The sequence below is a fragment of the Leptospira limi genome (assembly GCF_026151395.1).
GTDB lineage: Bacteria > Spirochaetota > Leptospiria > Leptospirales > Leptospiraceae > Leptospira_A > Leptospira_A limi.
This window is the reverse complement of the sequence record NZ_JAMQPV010000003.1, coordinates 294,514-317,801: the sequence shown is the minus strand read 5'-3', so window position 1 is coordinate 317,801 and position 23,288 is coordinate 294,514. Positions and strand designations below refer to the sequence as shown.

The following is a 23,288-nucleotide window of genomic DNA, read 5'->3' as shown; positions in this document are numbered from 1 at the left end:
TTATTTCACATCGCTGTTTTGTCTGAGGTAGGATATACCCTAAAAAGTAATTGAGTTATGAATCTTACAAAGTAATGTTTGTTAGATTTTGATTTCAAAAGATAAAATAGGATTCAGGTTTTCATATCCTGATCGGAATGCCTTAAATGAATAAAAAAAGCCTCTCTGAGCGTGATATATGCTCTAAGTTTATTAATCCTGCACTAGAGGTAGCTGGTTGGGATTTGCAGTGGCAAGTGAGAGAGGAATTTCCCATTACAAACGGACGGATCATTGTTCGTGGGAAGTTGCATACCAGAGCAAAGAATAAACGTGCAGACTATGTTTTGTTTTATAAATCTAATATCCCTATAGCTGTGATCGAAGCAAAGGACAATAGTCATTCTGTTGGCGATGGAATGCAACAAGCCCTTCAGTATGCAGATTTGTTACAAGTTCCATTTGTTTTTAGTTCTAATGGAGATTCTTTTTTATTTCATAACAAACTTGTGAGTGAGGGAAACATTGAAACAGAATTGGGTTTGGATCAATTTCCAAATCCAGAATCACTTTGGAAAATGTGGAAAGAGGCGCAAGGACTTGACTCAACGCAGGAAGAGCTTGTCACTCAAGATTATCATAGTGATGGATCAAATAAATCACCCAGATACTATCAAATTTTAGCAATTAACAAAACGATCGAAGCCATTGCTAAAGGGCAAAAGCGTCTGCTACTTGTTATGGCGACTGGGACTGGAAAAACATACACAGCATTCCAAATCATTTGGAGGTTATGGAAATCCAAGACAAAAAAACGAATCTTGTTTTTGGCTGATCGAAATATTTTGGTAGATCAAACAATGACAAACGATTTTAAGCCGTTTGGATCTGCAATGACCAAAATTCAAAAGAGACAAGCGAACAAATCGTACGAAATTTATCTTTCTTTGTATCAAGCAGTCACTGGCACGGAAGAAGAACAAAATATCTATAAACAATTTTCGCCAGATTTTTTTGATTTGATCGTAGTGGATGAATGTCATAGGGGAAGTGCAGCCGAAGATTCTAATTGGCGTGCTATACTTGAATACTTTTCTTCTGCGACTCAAATTGGACTAACCGCAACACCCAAAGAAACAAAGGATGTTTCTAATATCCATTATTTTGGGGAACCAGTGTATACATATTCGCTAAGACAAGGGATTGAAGACGGGTTTCTTGCGCCTTACAAAGTGATTCGGATTGACTTAGATAAGGATTTATCTGGCTGGCGACCTGAAAAGGGAATGCGAGATAAGTATGGAAATGAAATTGAAGATAAAGTTTATAAACAAAGTGATTTTGATAAAAAAGTTATCTTAGACAAACGAACGGAACTTGTTGCTTCGAAAGTCAGTGAATTTTTGAAGCAGAACGATCGTTTTCATAAGACCATTGTATTCTGTGAAAATATAGATCATGCGGAAAGAATGAGGCAAGCACTGGTCAATGAAAACAGCGATTTGGCTAGTCAAAATAGTAAGTATGTGATGAGGATTACAGGGGATAGTGAAGAAGGTAAAGAAGAGCTGGATAATTTTATCTTCCCTGAATCCAAATACCCAGTGATTGCAACGACATCCAAACTCATGACAACAGGTGTGGATGCGCAAACATGCAAACTGATAGTCCTCGACCAACAAATCCAATCGATGACGGAATTCAAACAAATCATTGGTCGCGGAACACGCATTAACGAAGATTTTGATAAGTACTATTTCACCATTATGGATTTTAAACGGGCAACGGAGTTGTTTGCGGATCCTGATTTTGATGGAGACCCCGTGCAGATTTATGAACCAAAGGAAGGAGAGTCAGTAACACCTCCGGAATCTTTGGATGAGGAAATGGATGGAGATGTTGGTTCATCCAACGGTGTCACTGGATTCGGCGAAAATGAATCTGAATTTGATCCCTCCTTACGCTTCGATGGAAGAGAATTTCAGGAAGGGGATTTGCCTCGAAATCGTGTATTGAAATACTATGTGGATAGTGTGGAAGTTCGTGTAGCTTCGGAGCGAGTGCAATACTTTGATGCCAATGGAAAACTGGTGACTGAGTCTTTGAAAGACTACACCAGAAAAACTGTGACCAAAGAATTTTCCACACTTGATGAGTTCCGAAAGCATTGGAATGCTACAGAAAGAAAACAAGCGATCTTAGAAGAACTAGCAAACCAAGGAGTCTTTTTAGAAGCTCTTGCGGAAGATGTGGGAAAGGATGTGGATCCCTTTGATTTGATCTGCCACGTAGTCTGGGACAAACGTCCTTTGACAAGACGGGAACGGGCCGACAGAGTCAAAAAAACGAATTACTTTGAGAAGTATGGGGAAGCAGCACGAAAGGTTTTGGATGCGCTTCTTGAAAAATACGCAGACTCAGGTGTGGTTCAAATTGAAGAAACACAAATCCTTACTATCAATCCATTTCCTGAATTTGGAACACCGATGGAGATCATCCAAGAATTTGGTGGGATTGAAAAATACAACGAAGCCATTACTGGTTTGGAAAATGCACTGTACCGTGAGATAGCTTAAGCTAAGGTTGAACAAAACAATATGGCAATTGGAACACTAATCAAGTCGATTCAAGATATTATGCGGAAAGACGTGGGTGTTGATGGAGATGCCCAACGAATCAGCCAGATGGTATGGCTTCTCTTTTTGAAAATCTTTGATGATAAAGAACAAGAGTGGAAACTCACACTCAAAGATTATAAATCCCCGCTTGCCTCTCGGTTTCAGTGGAGTAGCTGGGCGTCCAATTCGGAAGGGATGACTGGTGAAGAGTTGATTGATTTTGTGAATAATGATCTTTTCCCTGCGTTGAAGAAACTCGCAACCCAAGCTGGTGTGAGTGCCCAAGGTAGAGTCGTTGGTAGTGTTTTTGAAGATGCTTACAACTATATGAAATCTGGCACCTTACTTCGCCAGGTGATCAACACGATCGAAGAAGATTTGGATTTCAATAGTTCTGCCGACAGACATTTGTTTAATGATATTTATGAGAAGATCCTGGCTGATTTACAATCGGCAGGGAATGCAGGGGAATACTATACACCTCGTGCAGTAACTCAGTTTATGGTGGACATCATTGATCCGAAACTGGGAGAAAGCATTTTGGATCCCGCTTGTGGAACTGGTGGGTTTCTCACCACATCCATAGAACATCTGAAGAAGCAGATCAAAACTGCAAAAGACAAACAGATTTTGCAAACAACCATCCATGGTGTGGAGAAAAAACCTCTTCCTCATATGCTTGCTCTCACCAATATGATGTTACATGGAATCGATGTTCCGACCAATATCCGCCATGACAATACCCTTAGTCGTCCGCTGAAGGATTATGGTCCCAAAGATCGAGTGGATATTATCATCACAAATCCTCCATTTGGTGGAATGGAAGAAGATGGAATCGAAAACAATTTTCCCAAAAAATACCAAACGAGGGAAACTGCCGATCTCTTTATGGCCCTCATCATGCACCTTTTGAAACATGATACGGGTCGGGCGGCTGTGGTGCTTCCCGATGGATTTTTATTTGGAGAGGGAACTAAAACAAATCTCAAACGAGAGTTACTCGAAGAATTCAATTTACATACAATTGTTCGTCTTCCCAAAGGTGTGTTTAGCCCGTATACGGGTATCAATACCAACATTCTCTTTTTGGAAAAGGGAGGACCTACCAAACAAGTTTGGTTTTTTGAACATCCCTATCCACCAGGTTATAAATCCTATTCCCGTTCCAAACCTTTGACCATTGGAGAGTTTGATCTCGAAAAAAAATGGTGGAACAAACGGAAGGAAACCGAATTTGCCTGGAAGGTAAGTGTCAAAGACATTGCCTCTCGCAATTACAATTTGGATTTTAAAAATCCACATGTTGTGGATGTGGTGCACCGAGATCCAGAGGAGCTTGCCCGCGAATACGAAGACGTTTCGAAAGAGCTAAACCAAGTAAGAGACAAACTCAAACAAGAACTGATGAAAGCTTTGACTCGTTAGGAATAGATAGAAAATAAAGAAGCCCAGCTAAGCACTCAGAAGGATACCCTTCGACGACATGGAGTCGGAGTTCATGCAAAGACAGGCTCTACTCTAATGAGCCATGATACTTAAAAATGAGTCAATTGATTTTTAAGTAAGTTGTTTTCTTAGACCGTAGAAGGAGAAATTAAAGTAAATGTATTTTATGTATATAGATGAATCTGGGGATCCTGGAAAAGAAATTGCAGAAGTAGGGGAAGCAAGAAAAGGTTCACCGCATTACATCGTATCTGGCATCATAATTCCAATGACTGAGTGGCGGACCTATCTTAATACATTTGTTAATCTACGTCGAGCAATCAAACAGCAGTATGAAATTCCTGTTCGCTTGGAAGTGAAAGGTTCCGAGTTTATCAATCCTAGAGATAATTTTTTTTAAAGAAATTGAATCGGAGCAAACGAATTCAAATCTATCAATCTATTTTGACAGATATTACATCGCAAATGAATCAGGCAAAAATTTTGAATGTTGCATATCGAAAGGAAAATCGATCATTTGGTCTGGATGAGGATATTCAAGAAGATTGTTGGAAATTCTTAATCACTCGCTTTAATACATTTTTAGAGAAAAAAGGAAATGAGTATGGGATTCTTTTTTCTGATGAAACGAATGAGCCAAAATTAAGAGGACTTGTTCGAAAGATGCGAATCTATAATCCTGTTCCAAGTTTGTATTCTAGCAAACCCCGAATGGCTAACATAAATCAAATTCTGGAAGATCCTGTGATTCGGAAATCAGAACACTCGTATTTTGTGCAGATTGCCGACTTGATTGCACATGCATTGTATCGTAATTTATATCCGAAGGGAAGTTACAAGAAATATAACGTGGATCGTCTTTTTGATATTTTGGATCCAATTCTATTAAAGGAAGCTAGTAAAAAAGATGCCCGAGGCATTGTATATGTATGATTTCAAAAATTGCACCCGCTACAAGCGGGCGACTTTGTTGCGGCCAGAACATCCTTTTGGAAGGAGCCCGGTCGCATCCATCAGTCTACTTATCGTCTACCTATCCGTCAACCTGAAACTTCTATGCCAAACTCCCTAAATCCACTCCTCCAAACCCATTTTGACACCGCCCTCGAACACCCGAATGGAATCAAAAAACTCAGAGAACTGATCCTAACCCTTGCCATGCAGGGAAAACTGGTTTCCCAAGATCCAAACGACCAGCTAGCGAGTGAACTCCTAAAAGAGATCCAAGTGGAGAAGGCGCGTCTCTTGGCAGAAGGAAAGATCAAAAAGAGTGAAGCACTGCCTGCAGTAAAGGAAGAGGAGAAGCCGTTTGTGATTCCGAAAGGATGGGAGTGGGTAAGACTTGGGGAGGTTGGAGAGATGCAAACAGGAACTACTCCCGAAACTAAAGACCAATCGAATTATGGAAAATTTATACCTTTTATTGGGCCTGGAGATATTAAAAATTATAAAATTGAATATAATGAAAATGGTTTATCGGAAAAAGGATTAGAAAAAGCAAGATTAATCAAAGCGAATTCAATAATGATAGTGTGTATTGGTGGTAGTATAGGCAAAGTAGCATTAAATGATAGAGATGTGAGTTGCAATCAACAGATCAATACTGTGACTCCATATAATTCAATCTTTTATCATTATATTTTTTATTCAGTAGATTCTCCTTATTTCCAGAAAACAATCTTACAAAATGCAGGCGGATCGGCTACTCCTATTATCAATAAATTAAAACTATCAAAGATCCCTATCCCCCTTCCTCCTCCCGCAGAACAAAAACGGATCGTAGAAAAGATCGATGAGCTTATGGCGTTATGCGATGAACTCGAACGACTCAAAAAATCAAAAGAGACCAAACGAAAAGACCTGCACCAATCTATCATCACACAGATGTTAGAAGCTGATTCGCAGGAAAGTTTCCAAAAATACTTTCAATTTCTCACAACTCATTTTCACGAACTCTACTCTGTCAAAGAGAATGTCAAAGAACTGAGAAAGGCAATTTTGCAACTCGCGGTGATGGGGAAACTCGTAGAACAGGATCCAAGCGACCAGCCTGCGAGTGAATTACTCAAAGAGATCCAAGCGGAGAAGGCGCGATTGGTGGAAGAGGGGAAGGTAAAGAAGAGTGAGGCTTTGCAACCTATCAAAGAGGAGGAGAAGCCGTTTGTGATTCCTAAGGGATGGGAGTGGGTGCGGTTAGGGGAGGTTCTCCAGAAGTTTGGTGCTGGAAGTACTCCTTTAGGTGGAAAATCTGTTTATACCACTGATGGTATAATGTTTTTAAGATCTCAAAATGTTTGGAATGATGGTTTATATTTGGATGACGTTGCACGGATTTCAAAATCAATTCATGAAAAAATGAAAGGAACCAAAGTAATCGGAAATGATATTCTTTTGAATATTACTGGAGCATCAATTGGACGTTCGACAATTTTTCCTTTGAATTTTGAGGAGGCAAATGTTTCACAGCACGTAGCAATATTAAGAACATTTACTCCTAGTATAGTCACATATTTGCATAAATTGATAATATCAGACTTTTTTCAAAATTTAGTTTTTAAAGAGCAGGTTGGTGTATCCCGTGAAGGATTAAGTATGACAAAGCTGTCAAAATTTCCTCTCCCCCTTCCTCCTCTTGCCGAACAAAAACGGATTGTGGAAAAGGTGGACGAGTTTTTGGCGTTATGCGATGAGCTGGAAGAAAGGATCGGGAAGGCGGAGGAGAAAAGAGGAGAGATTTTGAAGGGGATGGTGAATGATACGTATTCAAGGAATTGCATTTGATAGAATGAAAAATTTCTGCACTTTTTGCAAACAAGCTGAGTCGCAATCACGAGACCACTGTCCATCCAAAATACTATTAGACGAGCCATTCCCAACGGATCTATCAGTAGTTCCCTCCTGCATAAAATGTAATGGTAGTTTCTCTAAAGATGAGGAATATGTTGCCTGTGCAGTTGAATTTTTAAAATCTTTTCACTATGATTACGATTGGATTATGAACGAAAGAGTAACCAACATTCTTTCAATGAAATCTGATTTGAAGAATCAATTGGAGAGGACATATGGAAACAATAGTAGAATATTTAAAGAGCTATTTATAGATGATCGTTTCGAAAATGTATTGATCAAGAATGCTCTTGGCCATATAAGATTCGAACTTGGTCTTTATGTGGAGCAAATTCCCAAAGAATTGAAAATGAACTTCCTCCCAAGAATGGATGACACTTTTAAAAACCAATTCGAATCTTTTGTGGGCGAACCTGACTTATTTCCAGAGGTTGGGAGTAGATTACTGATTAGGCTATTTGAAAGGCAAAATTTGGATGAAAGAGGATGGATAGTTGTCCAAAATGGAGTTTATCGATTCCAATTACAACAATCTGTCGATAGTATAAAAGTTAAGATCGTAATGAAAGAATTTCTTGCCGCAGAAATTCATTTTGACTGCGAATTATAGCAAGATATGCAGCAGAGGATTTGAGGAATTAATGGAAAAAATCAGTTTTAGAACGAAGGCCCGAGTCGTTGATCTTCTTGGTCGCGAGCAAATTGCTGATGCATCTTCAGCAATCACTGAAATATTCAAAAATTCAGTAGATGCACAGGCAAGCAATATCGTTGCACATTATCATACTAAAGAAAGTATTCTCGAATTCTCAGACAATGGCTTAGGAATGCGAGCTTCGGATCTTAGAGATAAATGGCTAGTTCTTGCAACTGATTCTCGGCATAGTAAACCGGATAGTGAGTACCTTAAATATGCCTCAAACGAGCAAAGGAAGAATATCGACAAATTTTCTCCGTTTGGAGAAAAAGGGATCGGTCGTTTGGCGGTCGCATCACTGGGCTCAGCAGTTTTAGTTTGGACACGTTGGGGAAAAGGAAAAGATCTTCAAAGAACCATGGCATTGGTGTTTTGGGATCTATTTAAATTTTCACAATTCAATCTAGATGAAATATACATTCCTTTTATAACGTTAGGTGCTAATGATAAGCCGTATGATGCGGCATTACTTTTAAATGAATTCTTTATTGATTGGTTAGATGAAAATAAAAAGCAGATTAATAAAAATTCAAAATCCTATAATTCCATTAGTGAAATTGAAAAATTATCAAAAATTGTTTTTAACTCTAGCTTGAAATCTGTTAATTTCCCAATTGATTCGATGGGAACTAGTTTCTATATTTTCGATACTAAGGATGAGGTTGCTGAAATTTTCAGAGAAAGAAGAGAAATTAAAGGCGAAGAGTCGAGTGCATCGGAAGGAATGAAAACTTTCTTTGGCTTCAACAATCATTTTTCGGGAGAAAAACCTCGAATCGAAATAAAACCATATATTGATAACAAGGAAGCATTTAATGCTGCTGATGCATTCTGGATAGAGGAAGATTTCAAAGAAGCTGATTACGAAATAGATTTGACAATTGACAAGAATGGTTTTGCGAAAGGGACTTTTAGAAGGTTTAATGAAATTTATAAATATGAATATCAAACAAAAGATCTACCCGCCAGAAGCGATTACCCTGGCACTTTAGATTTAAAAGTTGGGTATGTTTTAGGAAAAGTTGATGAAACATCACTTTCGAGTGATAGACATAAATACTTTAGCGATAAATTGGCGGAAATAGGCGCGTTATACGTTTACCGCGATGGAATTCGAGTAATGCCTTATGGTAGAGATGACCAAGATTTCTTAGAGTTTGAGTATCGTAGAAACTTAAGAAGTGGAACGTATGTATTTTCTCATAGACGTATGTTTGGTTATGTTGGAATTACATCCAATAATAATCCTGGCTTAAAAGATAAAGCTGGAAGGGAAGGCTTTATAAAAGATAAATATTATAGAGGATTTAAGCATATCTTAACTGAAATTTTTAAAGATATTGCACTAACTTATCTTGCTACTAAACCCAAGGAGGAATATGCGGCAGAACAAAAAAAGAAAGATAGACCATTCGACTTAGAAGCCAAAGAAATAACGAAAGAGTTCTTACAAAGGTATAAAGAATCAAAGAAAAATTTAGAAAAAATAAAGAAGAAATTTACACTTGAAATAGAATCTTTGAAAGTCAATCTTTCTGATTTAAAATCTGGGAATATTGAAAAGATTTCTGAGTATATGGAAAAATTAACTCGGATTCGGGAGCGGTTTGAATCAGATTCAGAGGAATTGATAGAAGACATTCCTAATTTAGCACAACCCAATGGAAAGAATCTCGCTTCTTGGGATAGCTATCTGTCTGATAAACAACTTTTCGAAACTAAGACAAATAAGCAACTCGTTGAATTCAGTAAACAACTTGACTCTGCTTTGAAAAAGTTTTCTGACAAGTATTTATACTTACAAAAGTTAGATTCTAGGCTGAAAAAACAGGAGGAGCGATTATTTCTCAACCTAGAAGTCAAGAAATCCGAATTGTTAAGTTGTTTAGATGAAATTCAATCGAAAAGAATACCAAGTTGGCTTAAAAAGCATAAATCAGACATTGAACGTATCGTTCGCAATCCACTTGGAGATAACCCTGCTTTAACAGTTGTAAATGGTGAAGTGGAAGATCTTGAAAAATTTGAGAGAGCACTATCTGACCAAACGAAACTTGCCAAAGTCACAATCGAACCTTACTGGGATAGTATTCTTCGTGACATTAAAAGAATGTCTGCGGCAAAGAGTATGGAGTCTGCCATCGGTGATCTTCATCGAGAGCTAGAAGGTTTACAAGAGCGCGAATTAATCTATGTAGAACTCGCACAATTGGGTCTGATTGTGGAAGGAATTGATCATGAATATAGGGTTTTATTTAAGCAGGCAAAGGAAGATTTCAAAACTCTAAACAAGAGTTTTAATCAGAATACTTTTAAAGATTTAGAGTCCGTTTTTGAATCAATAAATGAAAAGATCGAATCCTTATCGCCATTGTATAGAGCAGGAAAAAGAAGGTATGAGACTGTAACAGGATCTGAAATTTTTTTATTTTTAAAAGAGAGATTTAAAGATGAATTTGAAGTCGGTTTGATTCAAGTTTCTAAATCCGTGTTAAACCTTGTGTGGAAAAATACAAACAGATCGGTACTTTATGCTTCACTCATAAATATTATAAATAATGCGAAATATTGGATCGATAAGTCACCATCTAATCCAGAAATCCGGTTTACAATTGATCCCAAGGGATTGGTTGTATCTGACTCAGGTCCTGGCATTGCAGAAAGAGATAAGGAAAGAATCTTTGAAGCATATTTTTCACGTAAACCAACTGGAAGAGGACTTGGGCTTTACCTTTCAAGAACTGCTTTAAAGTTCCATGGAATGGACTTAGTCTTATCTGAAATTAAAATGAAGAACGCCCTAGACGGGGCTAATTTTCTAATAATGATGCCTAAACAAGATGAGGAAGGTTAATGAAAATGACTGGATTAGGAACAATTGAAGAAATTAAGCAAGGAATTGCCAAAGAGTATTTTAAGAATGTCGTTGTGATTGATGATGATTGTTACGATGAATCTTCTTGGAAGAACGGAGAGATTAAGATAAATAAATTATATGCAAATTTTTATAAGGAATGCATCGAGTCTGATATCAACTGTCATTTGCAGTATTTCCCAAAAGAAAAAGCCAAAGAAGGAAAATCGATTAAGGAGGATGAGAAAGAAAAATATACACAGCTTGCAGTGAATCATGCATTGAATGGCGAAGTAATCATTCTTGATTGGCATTTAGGGTTAGAGGAAAAATATGAAATATCTATTGAAATTTTACGAAAAATTTCTGAGGATAAAAAGTTAAAATTTATTTTATTTTATTCTCAATTTACTCCAGAATTACTAGGAATTTTAGAATCAGAATTAGAATTTAAATCATTAGATTCGGAAGTTGAAAATCAGCTATCCGAAGAAGATAAATTTGAATCTGTAGTCGAAGTTAGTGAAAGCAATAGTAAACATTTTAAAAAAATATTTCGAAAAGAAAATATTTTTTTATGTGTAGTTCAAAAAGAAGACACTATTGTAGAAAATGGAAAAGCTTTGTTTGATATTGCTTATAACTTAATGTCCGAATCCTTTCCTGACTTACTCCATTGGGCAGGATTTGAATTATCAAATTATATAACAAAAAATATATCTAATTTAGTATCTAAAATACCAAATGGGACAGATTCAGCAATCATTCTACAATCATTTTTTACTGCAATGCCTAATGAGATGAGTGATTGGGTTTCTAAAATTTATTTAGATCATTTTAATATGCATTTAGAATCGTCCCCCTTGAAAATAGTTTCAGATGAGATACTGACACCATTAATTCCAAAAGCGTTAACTAAATTAGAAGGTGAAAAAGATAATAAGTATGAAGATAAATTAAAAAAAATATTTAAAGAAAACTCGCAAGATTTAAAATTAGAATCAGAAGGTGAATTCAATTTAGATTCACAAAATAATTTTTCTTATCTTCAGGAATGCTATCTCAAGACAGAGAATTTAATCGATTATTTGAGAAGAGGGACAGTCTTACTTGATAATAAAGAGAATCAATTCCTTTTATGTATTGTTCAAGATTGTGATCTTTATAGAATAAACAAAGATGATAAGTTATATTTTATTTGCGGAAATAAAGTTGAAAAAATAAAAAAAACAAACAAGGGTTATTATGTTCAAACTTTTGTTGATAAAAATATAATAGTTGAGTGGTCTACATTAACTATTCGCGAAATCCAAATATCCAATGACTTAAGTGGATTTCCAAGTCTTGATATAGAACAAATTAAGGATTTCACTTATGTTGGTCGACTGAAAGAAGTTTTTGTGGATAGAATCCTCCAAAGAACGTGGGCTAAACAAAATAGAGTGGGAGTAAATATACCCGAATATACAAGACGTCTAAGAGATGAGAAATGAAAGATAAATCATTCAAGGCAATAGATTTCTTTTGTGGTGCTGGAGGAATGACATCAGGTTTTCGTAAGGCTGGAGTTGAAGTACTAGCCGGTATAGATATTGATCATCAATGCAAAGAGACTTATGAGTTCAATCATCCTAATTCTAAATTTATTGAAGCAGATATTAAAAAACTGAAATATTCTGAATTGGAGAAATTCGTTTCCATTCGAAAAATGGATGACCAAATGATCTTTATCGGTTGCAGTCCATGTCAGTACTTCTCTACTATCAAAACCAACAAATCAAAATCAATTGAATCCAAAAATTTATTGAACGATTTTCAAAGATTTGTTAAACACTACCTTCCTGGATTTGTAGTTATAGAAAATGTTCCAGGAATTGTTACATCTCCTGAAAGCCCATTAAAAGATTTTGTAAATTTTTTAAAAAAGAAAAATTATAAAGTTTCAATGGATATTCTTCGTCTAGAAAAGTTCGGTATTCCTCAGACTAGAAGACGTTTTTTGTTGGTTGCTTCTCGAGTTGATTACAATATATCTTTACCTACAGAAAATGTTAATACTATTAATACAGTCAGAGAATTTATTCATCCAAAAAAGGGATTCCCGATTCTAAAAGCAGGGTATAGAGATGAGTCACCAAATTTGCATACAGTGGCTGGATTATCGGAAGTAAACCTGAAAAGATTGTCTAAAACTATCAAAAACGGAGGAGATCGAATGTCATATGTCAACGACGTAAAACTTGCTGTCCCATGTCAGTATAAAAAGCCTAAAACATTCCATGACACTTACGGAAGAATGCGTTGGGATTCTCCTGCTCCTACAATAACTACAAAATTCTTTAGCATATCAAACGGAAGGTTCGCTCATCCCACTCAAAATAGAGCTTTATCCTTACGTGAAGGTGCCAGATTGCAAACTTTTGATTTATCTTATAGATTTATAGGGAGTAGTATTGGATGCATTGCAAGGCAGATTGGCAATGCTGTCCCGCCTTTATTTGCGATGCAAATTGCAAAACAAATAATGAATAAAGATTAAATTTCATTATACGCTTCTATACGAAAAGCTTTTCAAGTTTCAAATATTTAAATCCTCCGCGTTAGGGATCGACCGAGCGCCTCGTCGAGGGAGAGCCCGACCCTAATTCAATACTATTCAACAATTCAATTAAATTGGGAACGCCCAAGTCATTAAAATCAATTCAAAGGACTGGGTTGGTCGAACCATTCGCAGCGACCCATAGGGAGCGAGAATGCGAGTTTGGCGGAGCGTTAGCCTAGCCAAAACTCGTCTGGCCCGAAGGGACACTGTGCATCTGTTGTCACACCAGTGGCATGGCAGAGTAGCTACGTTCGGTCGGGATAACCGCTGAAAGCATATAAGTGGGAAGCCCACCTGAAGATAAGATCTCCCTGAAGAGTCCAGGCAGACGACCTGGTTGATAGGTCACAGGTGTAAGTTCAGTAATGGATTCAGCCAAGTGATACTAATCGCTCGATCGGCTTGACCATATTACAATATACACGATTGCGATCGTGTATGTCATTGAAAGTGTTGTTTGTTTTACTTTGTTCTGTTTGGCGGTCTGTGCCGAACGACTTGATTGCTAGAGCTCGAAGCTCACGCAATCGGTCGGGTGCTCGCAGTCGCGGCAGTGCCGCTTGGTGCTCCGCAGGCTTTCCCTCTTGGGAAAAACAAAACCTTTGTCGTATACAAATGTTGGGGAAAGCTCTGAATGAAAGTTCAGGGCTTTTTTTATGCCCGGGGAGTGATACCGATATTCCAGAGCTTAACCAAGTCAGAATGCATTTCTGACGGTGGCGGAGCAAGGATTGCGGAGCTCGCGAATCGTGACATGGATGTCACGTGAGCAGGAGTCGGGAAGGCATTCTGCATTAATCTTTGTAGATAAATAGAAAGTAATTACACTGAAACTAAGAATGCAATTGGTTCTTAGTTTCTTATTTTTGCTTTTGGAATTTATTTATTTCTAATATTCATTCGATATGGACTCACACTTGAACTTGGCCTAACTGCCGAACATCGCTATTCATTTGAATTCACTAGACCAGATCCAAAGGCGAATAAGTAGCCCATCCCTTTTAATTATTAATTTGTGAATTCGTTTGATTGGGAGCGCCAATTGGTACAACATGAACGCTCATGAGAAACACAGCGGACATATAAAGAATTGGATTTGGGTTGGACATCATAAGTATTGTTAAACGTTGTTGTGAAGTTAACATACCATACTCTTGTGATTCCAGGTGCATTGGTAGTAGATGTCTAATAGTATCCTCCAGTAAATGAGACTGTATTTGGGAAGTTTGTTTGGTCTATTTTTGGCCCAACGGCTTTCGTGTAATCATGTAAGCTGATCAGTTCATTTCGATTGGATAGTCTCCATATTTTTACGGCTAAAGATAATCCACTATAATAAGATATAGCCCCAACTCAATTGATGTTAGTGGCAGTAGCTATACAACTCGCATCATTGTTTTGCCCATAGGAACATTTTTGCCAAGTAAGACCTGTTGTATTATGGATAGTGACGGAAGTTTTGCTCGCATCGTTGGTACTCAGGAGCTCTCGCATTGTTGGAAACCGCCATGAAGTATAACCAGAATATCCTTTTCCCGAATTAGCAGAGTTATGTGATAAACAAGAAGTAGTTGAAGTTGATAAACCTCCCGTTGTCACACCTGGACTATTGATTGTACAAGTTGGCCCCGATAATCCTTCGGAACATGTTTTCTATATAATACCTGTACTTTGGTCAAACGTTGTGTAATCATTCGGGAAGTTTTGATCTACTTTTGGTTCTGAATAATTGATAGTGAGACCTGAACCAATAGATGCATCATCACCAACATTGAATTTTCATTTTGGAGATAAAATTTGAATTTTTCATGAATTTGGTCTCCCGTATAAAAATCGTTTCAATCAATTTTTTCAGTATTCCTTTTTATTGCTAAAACGGAAAACTTCCGATCATTTGCGATACAGGAATATTATTTCAGGCTTTCAAAAAACAATAAATTATTGACTTAAATTGGAGAAAGGTGGTGAAGTTAGCTATGTTTTCAATGTAAGGATTGTGAATCCCTTTGATAAACTTTCCGCCAGAAAATAGAAATATTCCGCAAACAATCGTTAATGTAGAATTTGAGTCAGTTAATTTTGGAATCTCCTCCAATGGAACCGTGAACTTAGTCCTAATTTTCAGTGAAGTTTCTTGCTTTTCTTGGGAGTTCTACAATTTCATTTGGATCTATGTTTTGCTTGAAGTAGAATAGGGATCTTCTTTGAATTGAAGAGAATAGACGTAACAGTTTGTTTCAGGTCATTTTTTTGGATTTCCTTCCAATGACAAATATGAATGTAAGGGATTTGTTTAATTGATATGAAGTTAAGTAATGAAGTTTTTAAATTTTTATCGGAACTTAAAAACAATAATCAGAGAGATTGGTTTTTAGAGAATAAGCCAAGATTTGACGAAATTCAAAAAGAATTATTGTCCTTCACTGGTGCCTTGTTATCAGGGATTGAAAAATTTGATAGTTCTGTGAAAGGTATAGATCCAAAGTCTTGTATCTTTCGAATCTATAAAGATGTTCGATTTTCCAAGGATAAAAGTCCATATAAAACACACTTTGGGATTTTTATGAAAGGCGGGAATCGAAAAATTGATGGAACTGGGTATTACCTTCATATAGAGCCAGATGGTTCTTTGTTAGGTGGAGGTTGTTACCAACCAGATGCACAATCATTATATAAAATCCGGGATCAAATTGCTAATGATTCTAAAAGTTTTCTAAAAATTATAAATGATCCAAAATTTTATGATACTTTTGGAAAAGAATTTTATGCAGAGAAAGTGAAAACGGTTCCAAGAGGGTTTGCCAAAGACCATCCTATGATCGAAATCCTCAAGTATAAGGGGTTTGCAGTGGCAAAACACTTAAAGAACGGAGATTTAACTTCTAAATTGAGTAGTGAGGACCTTTTAAAATTGTTTCGCTTCGTTTATCCACTGAATCAATTTTTGGACCAAGCGATGAATCGAAAATAAGGGATCAATGTGCTCATTTTTAATTGTGAGGCACAATGATCCATGGATCTTTTGCAAAGAATTTCCGTGAGTGAAATGATTGATTACTTTGATGGTTTACAAGCTAAATACAATACAAAGATAATCACCAATAAAGAGTCAAAAACCAACGCAGGACTTGATTTTGCTAAATAAGCTTGTCCATAAACTAAATTTAAGAGTATAAAGATACTTTTGCTAATCGAAGCAACAACTAGAACTAAATTACGATTTGGTTCATGATAAGCTCCATAGACTAACATTCCACCTACGATCACAATGAGTGCTCCCCAATTGCGTACGATGATGTTTGCTAAGTTTCCATCCATTGTTTCTCCGAAAGTCAAGGTTAGACCCAGATTCGGATGTAATGCAGATAAAATCATTGAACATGTGATGAGTCCAGAGACTAACATGATCCATTTTATATTTGAAGAAATTATTTTCATTAGAAATACCCCGAGCCAAAGAGAGCATATTCATTTTTTTTAGCGAGAATATTTTTTGTGAATCCTAAGAAGATTTTTCTTTAAAATGAACTTTGGAATTTTTCGTTCTCGAATGGATAAAAAAAAGGTAATGATCTTAATTCCGCCAACATAAAGTTAGATTGATCTGCGAATTCACATTGATTGAATTGCTCGCTTTGATTGTCTTTTATCGGCTTGATTTTTTGTAATTTTTTAGATATTGAACAATTTCATTGGTATTGGGATCATCATAGTACTGATTGATAAAATCGAAAATTGATTGTCCTTCTTTATCTTTGGAATGAATGTCTGCGCCTTTTTTTAATAGGAGCTTGACTAAGGCTAAATTTTGAGATCTTTTTTCGATGAGTAAACGAAGGATGGATCTACCAGAACTGTCCTTGGCATTGACATCCGCTTTTTTGCTAATCATATAAGAAACAATTTCTAGATTTGGATTTTCGATCATTGTTAAATACATGAGAGCTGAGTAGTGGTTTTTATCCAACGCATTGATGTTGACACCTTGCTCTACAAAAAGTCGGACGCATTTAAAATTGTTGGGGTTAACATTTGCAGTGAGAGTTAGGGTTGTAGGCCCACTTCCATCAAAATTTGGGTTTAATCCATAATCTAACATAAGTTTGATCAAATCATATTGATTGTTTTTGATGGCAGGATGGACTATATGACGTCCATGAAGATTGAAAACATTCACATTCGCTTTCTTCTGAATTAAAAATCTGGCGATATTTATACGGTTTTTATCGAGAGCATAGAATAACGCAGTTTCCCCATTTTTGTCTTTTGTCTCTAAGTTTGCACCGGAAGAAACAATTCTTTTAACCTGATCTAGATCAGATTGTATGACTGCTTTGTGTAATTCAGGTAAACTTTGGAATTCACGGAAATTGTCGATTTGGTTCTCAAAACTATGGTAACCTTTCTTAACTGCATCAATCACGAGAATAGGGGAGAGGATGATATAATGATACCATTCTAATTTGACCATATCTTTGCTTTGGCTAAATATTGAATTGGGAATGATACAGAAGAGTAGTATTCCAATTCGAATTTTTTTAAATGGAAACAGTTTTGAAACCAACCGAATTTTAGAACTGATCCAAATGCGCTTGTGGATTAAATAAATTCACTATTGATGTTTTTATTCTCGAAAGAATTTTTCCCAAGAAAGTTCCAACTAAAAACAACCCTATGCTGAAGAATACATTTCTCAATGGCTCATACCACAATTCATAAAAGGAATTGATAATCGCATAATCAGGTTGGTTTTCAGAAAGATAGAGAGGAACTCTTTGTCCGATCTGGTAGTGATTGCCGACCTCACCTAGAATTTGTCCATGAATTTCATAAGTTTCTCCATTTACTTGGTATTTGATGATTGGTCTTAGGATGTAGTGAGTTGTCCCATAACGTTTGTTACCAGTTTGCGTGGAGTAATCGGTTTCCTTATAAGATGATACAACTTTACCAGAAATTTTGGTTCCAGATTGAATGGTGATGATTTTACCTAAACTCGCATAAACCGAAGTAAAGAAGAGGTAGAGAGCTAATAACTGTAATATGCGCGACAGGATTTTAATTTTCATACAGGAGACTCATCAAAATGGAAACAATTGCCACTTTCAATCAAAAAAACAAGTTTGATCGCACAAAAATACTTGAGACAATTTGCGAAAGATTATAGGATTTCGAATGTGCCCATAGTCATTTTATTTTTCTTTATTTTTTCTTGTTCTGAACCTTTGCCGGAAAATCGGTATCTACCTGAATCCTTACCTTCTGAAGAATCGATCAAAGAAACACTTTCATCTGAGATTCATTTGAATCAATTAAATGAGAGATCAAAATCACTTGGAATTACCTTACAAGAATGGAAGGAAAATGAGAAAAAACTTGTTTCCGAGATGGACATCAATCATTACTGGGGAACAGAGAAAAAACAATTACGAAGTTCGATACAGGATACAGATGCAATTGATCGAATGCGAGAAATGATTCGCATTCGAATTGTTTGGAGTCGTATTTTTCAAAAATCGAATATAAGCATAAAACAAAAACCATTTGACCAATCAAAGGCGAGTTTACTTGCAAAAATAAATAGTAAGTTCTCACCTCAATTTGGCCAACCCAATTCGAAATGGGTGATCATCGAATGGAGCGATTATTTATGTGGCTTTTGTAAGGAAACCTTTCCCCATACAAAAAAACTTTTATCGAAATACAAAAATCAAATTCATTATATCCATAAAGATTTCCCACTGGACGGTGATTCAAACCAAAGTTTAGCACCACTCATTGTGTCACGTTGTTTGTGGGAAAGAGATCCAGCTCATTTTACAGATCATATGCAAAACCTATATGCCCATGCGAAAACAATGATCAAATCAGAAGATCCCATACTTAACCAATCGAGTGTTTGGTCTGAATGTGATTCCCAAAGAGAAACTCAAAAATACCTAGACCTAGTCAAAAAGGACTGGGAAGAAGCAAAAAAACTTGGAGTCACTTCAATCCCTACATTTTGGGTCAATGGGAAATGGATTGTTGGTGCATTAAAACAAGATACTTGGGAAAGAGTATTAAAAGATACGAGTCCATAAAAAATTTCTTGCCTTTTTTCCGTACAATGGGTTCTTTTAAATCCACATTTTCAAAGGACCAATAATGAAACTCAAATCCAGTCTATTTTTTGTTTTGATTTTAATGGTAACATTCGCTGCCAATTGTGGGAAAAAACTCCATTTTTCAATGGTTACGTCTACATCGATGGAGAATGGCCTCCCCTTCTTGGTGTTAGACGGCAAGGAATGGAAGGCTGAGCCTGGAGCAGAATTTGTTAAATTACATTTTTATGCAGACAACGCATTCCCATTAACTAAAGTATCCATCGAGTCTTGTAATGGTCAATTTAAAGACCGAGTCGCTGCTTATGTAAACTTTGATGAAGTATATGCAAGTACGGATATCGAAAAATCAAACTCAGAAGTTATTTTTGATCCAGTTGTGCAAGCGAGATCGGTAACTTTGAATTTTCAAAGAAATCAAAATATTTGTTTAAAAGCTGTCAAATTTTACGATGATGCCAAAAAAGCATATCGAACTTATACACCAGAGATTGTATCTGGAACAGTAACTGCATCTGAGACTGCATCACCTGAGCCAACTTATTCTGTTATGAATCTTTTTGATTCTAAATATGAGAATGGGTATGCATCTGTTAAAGGCGGCGTTGGAGTATCATTTAACTTTGATTTTGCGGATACAAAAAAGATTTCTGTCATTAAAATTTGGAATGGTTACCAAAGGTCTGATGTTCACTGTATTAAAAATGGAAGAGTTAAAGCATTTTTATTAACTGGTGATGATGGTTATTCTGCTAAAATCAATGTAGAAGATACAATGGGTAGCCAAGAAATCCAACTTCCTTCAACCTTTAAGGGTAAAAAACTAACAATGAAGGTGGAAGAGATTTATCCTGGATTAACAGAGAAAGGGATTGTGTTATCAGAACTTCGATTTGGTCATGATGGCGATTGGTTTGCCATGGATACTCTTCCAAAATCCAAAGACACTGCTGCAAAGAATTTTGATTCATTTTCAAAATCATCACTTCGTATGGTCTTAAATCGAGGTTTAACAGGTAGAGAAGTATATGCTATTTCAGGTGATGAAGCGGTCGTAGACCAACCTGAAGGAGCAGAAAATCAAGTGGCTATGGAAGAGAACATGGATCCTCCTACTTCCTCTGATTGGACAATTCGATTGCGTTCGGATGGGACATTCTTTTTAGAAGGTTCAACAGCGAGGACTAATTACGATGCTGGAGAAGAAAGTTCAAATCGGTTTTATGGATTAGGAAATTATGAAGTAAAAGAGATGAATCCTGGAAAAATCCAACTTCGTATCTTTGGATTTCTAAGAAAACAAACGTTTACAAACTTTTTGGATTATGGTGGTGGCGATTGTAATGGATGTGGAAGGGATTGTAACTTAGTGAAAAATCCAGATCCAAATAATACGGAGAAAATTTTTCAAGAATTTGTTACCTTACAAGTGAAAGGAAAACAGTTTTATCTGATCAATTCTAAAAAAACTGATAATCTAGATTTCTCAACCTTGGAATTAAATTTAGAATAGTAAGGGATTCTGTTTTATCGGTATGAAACAACAAATTATCTTTTGTATTGTATTCAGTGTGGTGCTTTTGTTCAACTCCTGTGAAGAAAAAGTAGTTCCAACGAATCACGAACACAATCAAGTTGTTGTTACAAATCCTACCCCATCTAACAAAGTAAAAATTGATGTTAGGTGGGTATACACTTCATTACCTTTAGAAATGGAAATTAGAGAACCGGGAGGAGCACAAACTTTAGCGCTTTGGACAACAGGTACTATCCAAGATGGAAAACGTGCTCCTTTTGGAGACTTGATACCGAATGGGCAATTAGTCTTAAAACCTGGTTCTAAAAAACAATTTTTATTGGTGATGAAAAATCCTACAGATAAACCAGCCTATTTTTTCGCAGCACCCCATTCCGCGATGCCCGTCGAACATAGTTTTGGTTTTAAATTCAAATGTTTATGTGTGAACCATGCTTTTTCTGTACTACCTAAAGAAACTTGGTATCGTGTTGTTGAAATTCGACTTGCTCCTGACTTTTTAGGAGATACATTAGTGTTGACTCATAACTTGATTGGTATCACGAAAGAAAGAATGTTACAATTTGAGAAAGGTGCAAGTAAATCTCTTCCTAGTGAGATGGATTGATTTTTAAAACAAACTTGGTTGGTTCGGCAAATTTTTACGATCCCATATTTTATCACATTTTTTCCAATAAGTAAAAAAGGAAGGATAGTATCCAGAAACTTCAGGAAAAATCCAGTCTCTTTCTTCTTCTTTGCCAATATATTCTTTGTTAGTTGGGTGTTCTTTCCAGTAAATTTCAGGTCGAGCTGAATTTAATTGGTGTAATAGGTCTTCCCATTCACCCCAAAAAAATTGGATTTTTGGTATATTCTTTGCGAGAGCGAATATAAAGTCCATAGTTTTGGGGGACGATGGATACTTTCTAAAAAAATGAGGGCGTAAAATAAATATCCGATTTGCCTGAATGTTTTTTTTCCAATTTGGATCTATATTATAAAAATCATATAATAACACTGGTAAGGAAAGGTCCAGATCTAAAGAAAAATTGGGATTGGAGTTAGAATAGATTCGATCATCTGGATTTGCATTCGAAATTTTTGATTCAATCCATTTTTCAGTTCCTTGGTAAACATTCGTTAAATCCCAGTCAAACAAATCCTCTAATTCCTTTGGAAGAAAATTAAATTCTAAAATTTTTTCATAACTTCGATCTAAAAATGTGCCATGATCATTCGTTTTTAGGTATTTGTTAATGTTTTCTTGGTTGGCAATATATTTTTTAGAACTAAAGGAACCAGATACCCACTGCCAGCTACAAGTGTTACTTGCTGCATCAGCATCTAACAAATGATAATACATCCATTCCGAAGGTTTTTTCCAGTAGGCACCACCAATATTACAAACTAGGGAAGCAATGTACATTCTTACATGATTGTGAAGATAACCAGTTTCGTAAAAATCGAGTAACTCTCGGTTTATCCCTGAGATCCCTGTTTGGACATGACCATTCAAAATTGATTTTGGAATTTTGTAATGTCTGATTCCAGGTTGCGGTTGTTTCAAATCTTGGAATAAAAGTTCGCCCTTATTTCGCCAAACTTGCTGAAAATAATCACGCCAGGTTAATTCTTGAACAAATTTTGTAATTTGGTAAGGTTTATATCCTCGGGAAGACACATGTTCGAAGATCTGTTTGGTGGAAATATAACCTCTCGCAATATAAGGTGATAATAATGAAACTGCTCCATCAATATAGTTTCTTGAACTAACATACTTGATTGGATCAATAGATTGGATTCTTTTTTGGATGGAGATTGGATCTGTTGGAAACGAAACTTTCAATTGGATTATGGATTCCCAAATTTCTATTAGAGATATGAATGTTGATTAGACAGAACTAACAAATTACCTTACTTAATTTATTGACAAAAAAGAAAAAAAATCCAAGATCAACTTTTGCAAGTTCTGTTTCCTTTGCAAAAAAACATCGGAATACAAAAGGGAATCAAATGAAAACGATGAAGATAATTAGCATTGTAATTGGAATACTTGTCTTTATAGGTATTTCCATTTATGCATACATGGGTGGATTTAAAACGATTGAAGTGAAACACCAATCCTTCGGGCCAGTAGAGGTGTTCATTTACACTCATAAAGGTCCCTACCAAAACCTAAATCAGAGTTGGGAAAAATTCCAAAAGGAATGGGAATCAATTGGTATTACTGAATGTAATAGTTTGGCAATTTATTTGGATCCTCCAGACACTCCACCTGAAAACTTAAGATCAATTTTGGGATGCCGTATGTTGGGTCTTGCGGAAAACCAAATCAAATCAATTCAATCTAAATTTGTTACCTTCCAAATTCCACAGTCTGATTGTCTAACATCTACATTTCCGTTTAAGAATGTATTCTCTTACTTCCTTGCACCTACAAAAGTATATCCGAAGTTTCAAGAGATACTGGCAAATGAATCTGGGAAAACATCAGTCGCAATTGAAGTGTATGGTGGTTCTGCAAAATTTGTAGATCATATAGAGTTTTATATGCCTTTAGGTATCAGTCGTGATGTATTTTTACCATTGGAAAAACTTTTCGAATCAAAATAATAGAAG

The 23,288-nt window shown here is 36.2% G+C and carries 18 protein-coding genes and 1 other annotated feature; of the genes, 14 read left to right on the top strand and 4 right to left on the bottom strand.

Translation table 11 applies throughout. The features are described 5' to 3' along the window. The first annotated feature begins 146 nt into the window (after window positions 1–146). The 10 genes from hsdR (at window position 147) to ND812_RS16560 (ending at window position 16,014) form a co-directional block, all read left to right on the top strand. Window positions 147–2,555 (top strand): EcoAI/FtnUII family type I restriction enzme subunit R, encoded by a 2,409-nt coding sequence (gene hsdR, locus ND812_RS16605; RefSeq protein ID WP_265376469.1) that lies wholly within the window; start codon window positions 147–149, stop codon window positions 2,553–2,555. 21 nt (window positions 2,556–2,576) lie between these two features. Next, window positions 2,577–4,022, top strand: coding sequence for a type I restriction-modification system subunit M (locus tag ND812_RS16600; protein ID WP_265376468.1), 1,446 nt, complete (start codon window positions 2,577–2,579; stop codon window positions 4,020–4,022). Window positions 4,023–4,200: 178 nt separating this feature from the next. Next, a complete protein-coding gene (locus ND812_RS16595) occupies window positions 4,201–4,443 on the top strand; it encodes a DUF3800 domain-containing protein (protein WP_265376467.1) in 243 nt (80 codons plus the stop codon). 65 nt (window positions 4,444–4,508) lie between these two features. After that, window positions 4,509–4,976 carry a DUF3800 domain-containing protein gene (locus ND812_RS16590; protein WP_265376466.1) on the top strand — a complete coding sequence of 156 codons (468 nt, stop codon included), beginning with the start codon at window positions 4,509–4,511 and terminating at the stop codon, window positions 4,974–4,976. 123 nt (window positions 4,977–5,099) lie between these two features. Then, a complete protein-coding gene (locus tag ND812_RS16585) occupies window positions 5,100–6,824 on the top strand; it encodes a restriction endonuclease subunit S (protein WP_265376465.1) in 1,725 nt (574 codons plus the stop codon). Next, entirely contained in the window at window positions 6,796–7,500 is a 705-nt protein-coding gene (locus ND812_RS16580) for a hypothetical protein (protein ID WP_265376464.1), read from the top strand. The genes ND812_RS16585 and ND812_RS16580 overlap by 29 nt, the downstream gene beginning before the upstream one ends. Before the next feature lie 31 nt (window positions 7,501–7,531). After that, window positions 7,532–10,441, top strand: coding sequence for an ATP-binding protein (locus ND812_RS16575; protein ID WP_265376463.1), 2,910 nt, complete (start codon window positions 7,532–7,534; stop codon window positions 10,439–10,441). Between the two features lie 5 nt (window positions 10,442–10,446). Continuing rightward, window positions 10,447–11,934, top strand: coding sequence for a response regulator receiver domain (locus tag ND812_RS16570; RefSeq protein WP_265376462.1), 1,488 nt, complete (start codon window positions 10,447–10,449; stop codon window positions 11,932–11,934). After that, window positions 11,931–12,980 carry a DNA cytosine methyltransferase gene (locus ND812_RS16565; protein WP_265376461.1) on the top strand — a complete coding sequence of 350 codons (1,050 nt, stop codon included), beginning with the start codon at window positions 11,931–11,933 and terminating at the stop codon, window positions 12,978–12,980. The genes ND812_RS16570 and ND812_RS16565 overlap by 4 nt, the downstream gene beginning before the upstream one ends. Window positions 12,981–13,195: 215 nt before the next feature. Next, window positions 13,196–13,440 (top strand) — a sequence feature (23S ribosomal RNA rRNA prediction is too short). 1,905 nt (window positions 13,441–15,345) lie between these two features. Continuing rightward, window positions 15,346–16,014, top strand: coding sequence for a DUF2461 domain-containing protein (locus ND812_RS16560; RefSeq protein ID WP_265376460.1), 669 nt, complete (start codon window positions 15,346–15,348; stop codon window positions 16,012–16,014). 83 nt (window positions 16,015–16,097) lie between these two features. Here ND812_RS16560 and ND812_RS16555 read toward each other — a convergent pair whose 3' ends face one another. The 3 genes from ND812_RS16555 to ND812_RS16545 all read right to left on the bottom strand — a co-directional run bounded on the left by ND812_RS16555 (window position 16,098) and on the right by ND812_RS16545 (window position 18,112). Next, a complete protein-coding gene (locus ND812_RS16555; RefSeq protein ID WP_265376459.1) occupies window positions 16,098–16,481 on the bottom strand; it encodes a hypothetical protein in 384 nt (127 codons plus the stop codon). A gap of 208 nt (window positions 16,482–16,689) precedes the next feature. Further along, entirely contained in the window at window positions 16,690–17,514 is an 825-nt protein-coding gene (locus ND812_RS16550; protein WP_265376458.1) for an ankyrin repeat domain-containing protein, read from the bottom strand. A gap of 100 nt (window positions 17,515–17,614) precedes the next feature. Next, window positions 17,615–18,112: a DUF3592 domain-containing protein gene (locus ND812_RS16545; protein WP_265376457.1), complete on the bottom strand. Its 498-nt coding sequence runs from the start codon at window positions 18,110–18,112 to the stop codon at window positions 17,615–17,617. 27 nt (window positions 18,113–18,139) lie between these two features. On the opposite strand from ND812_RS16545, the gene ND812_RS16540 reads away from it, so the two are divergent. The 3 genes from ND812_RS16540 to lsa20 all read left to right on the top strand — a co-directional run bounded on the left by ND812_RS16540 (window position 18,140) and on the right by lsa20 (window position 21,294). Next, the gene (locus ND812_RS16540) at window positions 18,140–19,126 is read left to right on the top strand and encodes a thioredoxin domain-containing protein (RefSeq protein WP_265376456.1); all 987 of its coding nucleotides are present in this window, start codon (window positions 18,140–18,142) and stop codon (window positions 19,124–19,126) included. 64 nt (window positions 19,127–19,190) lie between these two features. Beyond that, window positions 19,191–20,663, top strand: coding sequence for an NADase-type glycan-binding domain-containing protein (locus ND812_RS16535; protein ID WP_265376455.1), 1,473 nt, complete (start codon window positions 19,191–19,193; stop codon window positions 20,661–20,663). Window positions 20,664–20,685: 22 nt separating this feature from the next. Continuing rightward, complete coding sequence (gene lsa20, locus ND812_RS16530) at window positions 20,686–21,294, top strand: LIC11469 family lipoprotein adhesin Lsa20 (protein WP_265376454.1); 609 nt, start codon at window positions 20,686–20,688, stop codon at window positions 21,292–21,294. A 3-nt stretch (window positions 21,295–21,297) separates the two neighbouring features. Here lsa20 and ND812_RS16525 read toward each other — a convergent pair whose 3' ends face one another. Continuing rightward, on the bottom strand, window positions 21,298–22,515 hold the full coding sequence (locus tag ND812_RS16525) for an FAD-binding domain-containing protein (RefSeq protein WP_265376453.1): 1,218 nt from the start codon (window positions 22,513–22,515) through the stop codon (window positions 21,298–21,300). Window positions 22,516–22,682: 167 nt separating this feature from the next. Between ND812_RS16525 and ND812_RS16520 the strand changes: the two genes are divergently transcribed. Beyond that, entirely contained in the window at window positions 22,683–23,282 is a 600-nt protein-coding gene (locus tag ND812_RS16520) for a hypothetical protein (protein ID WP_265376452.1), read from the top strand. Window positions 23,283–23,288 lie beyond the last annotated feature (6 nt).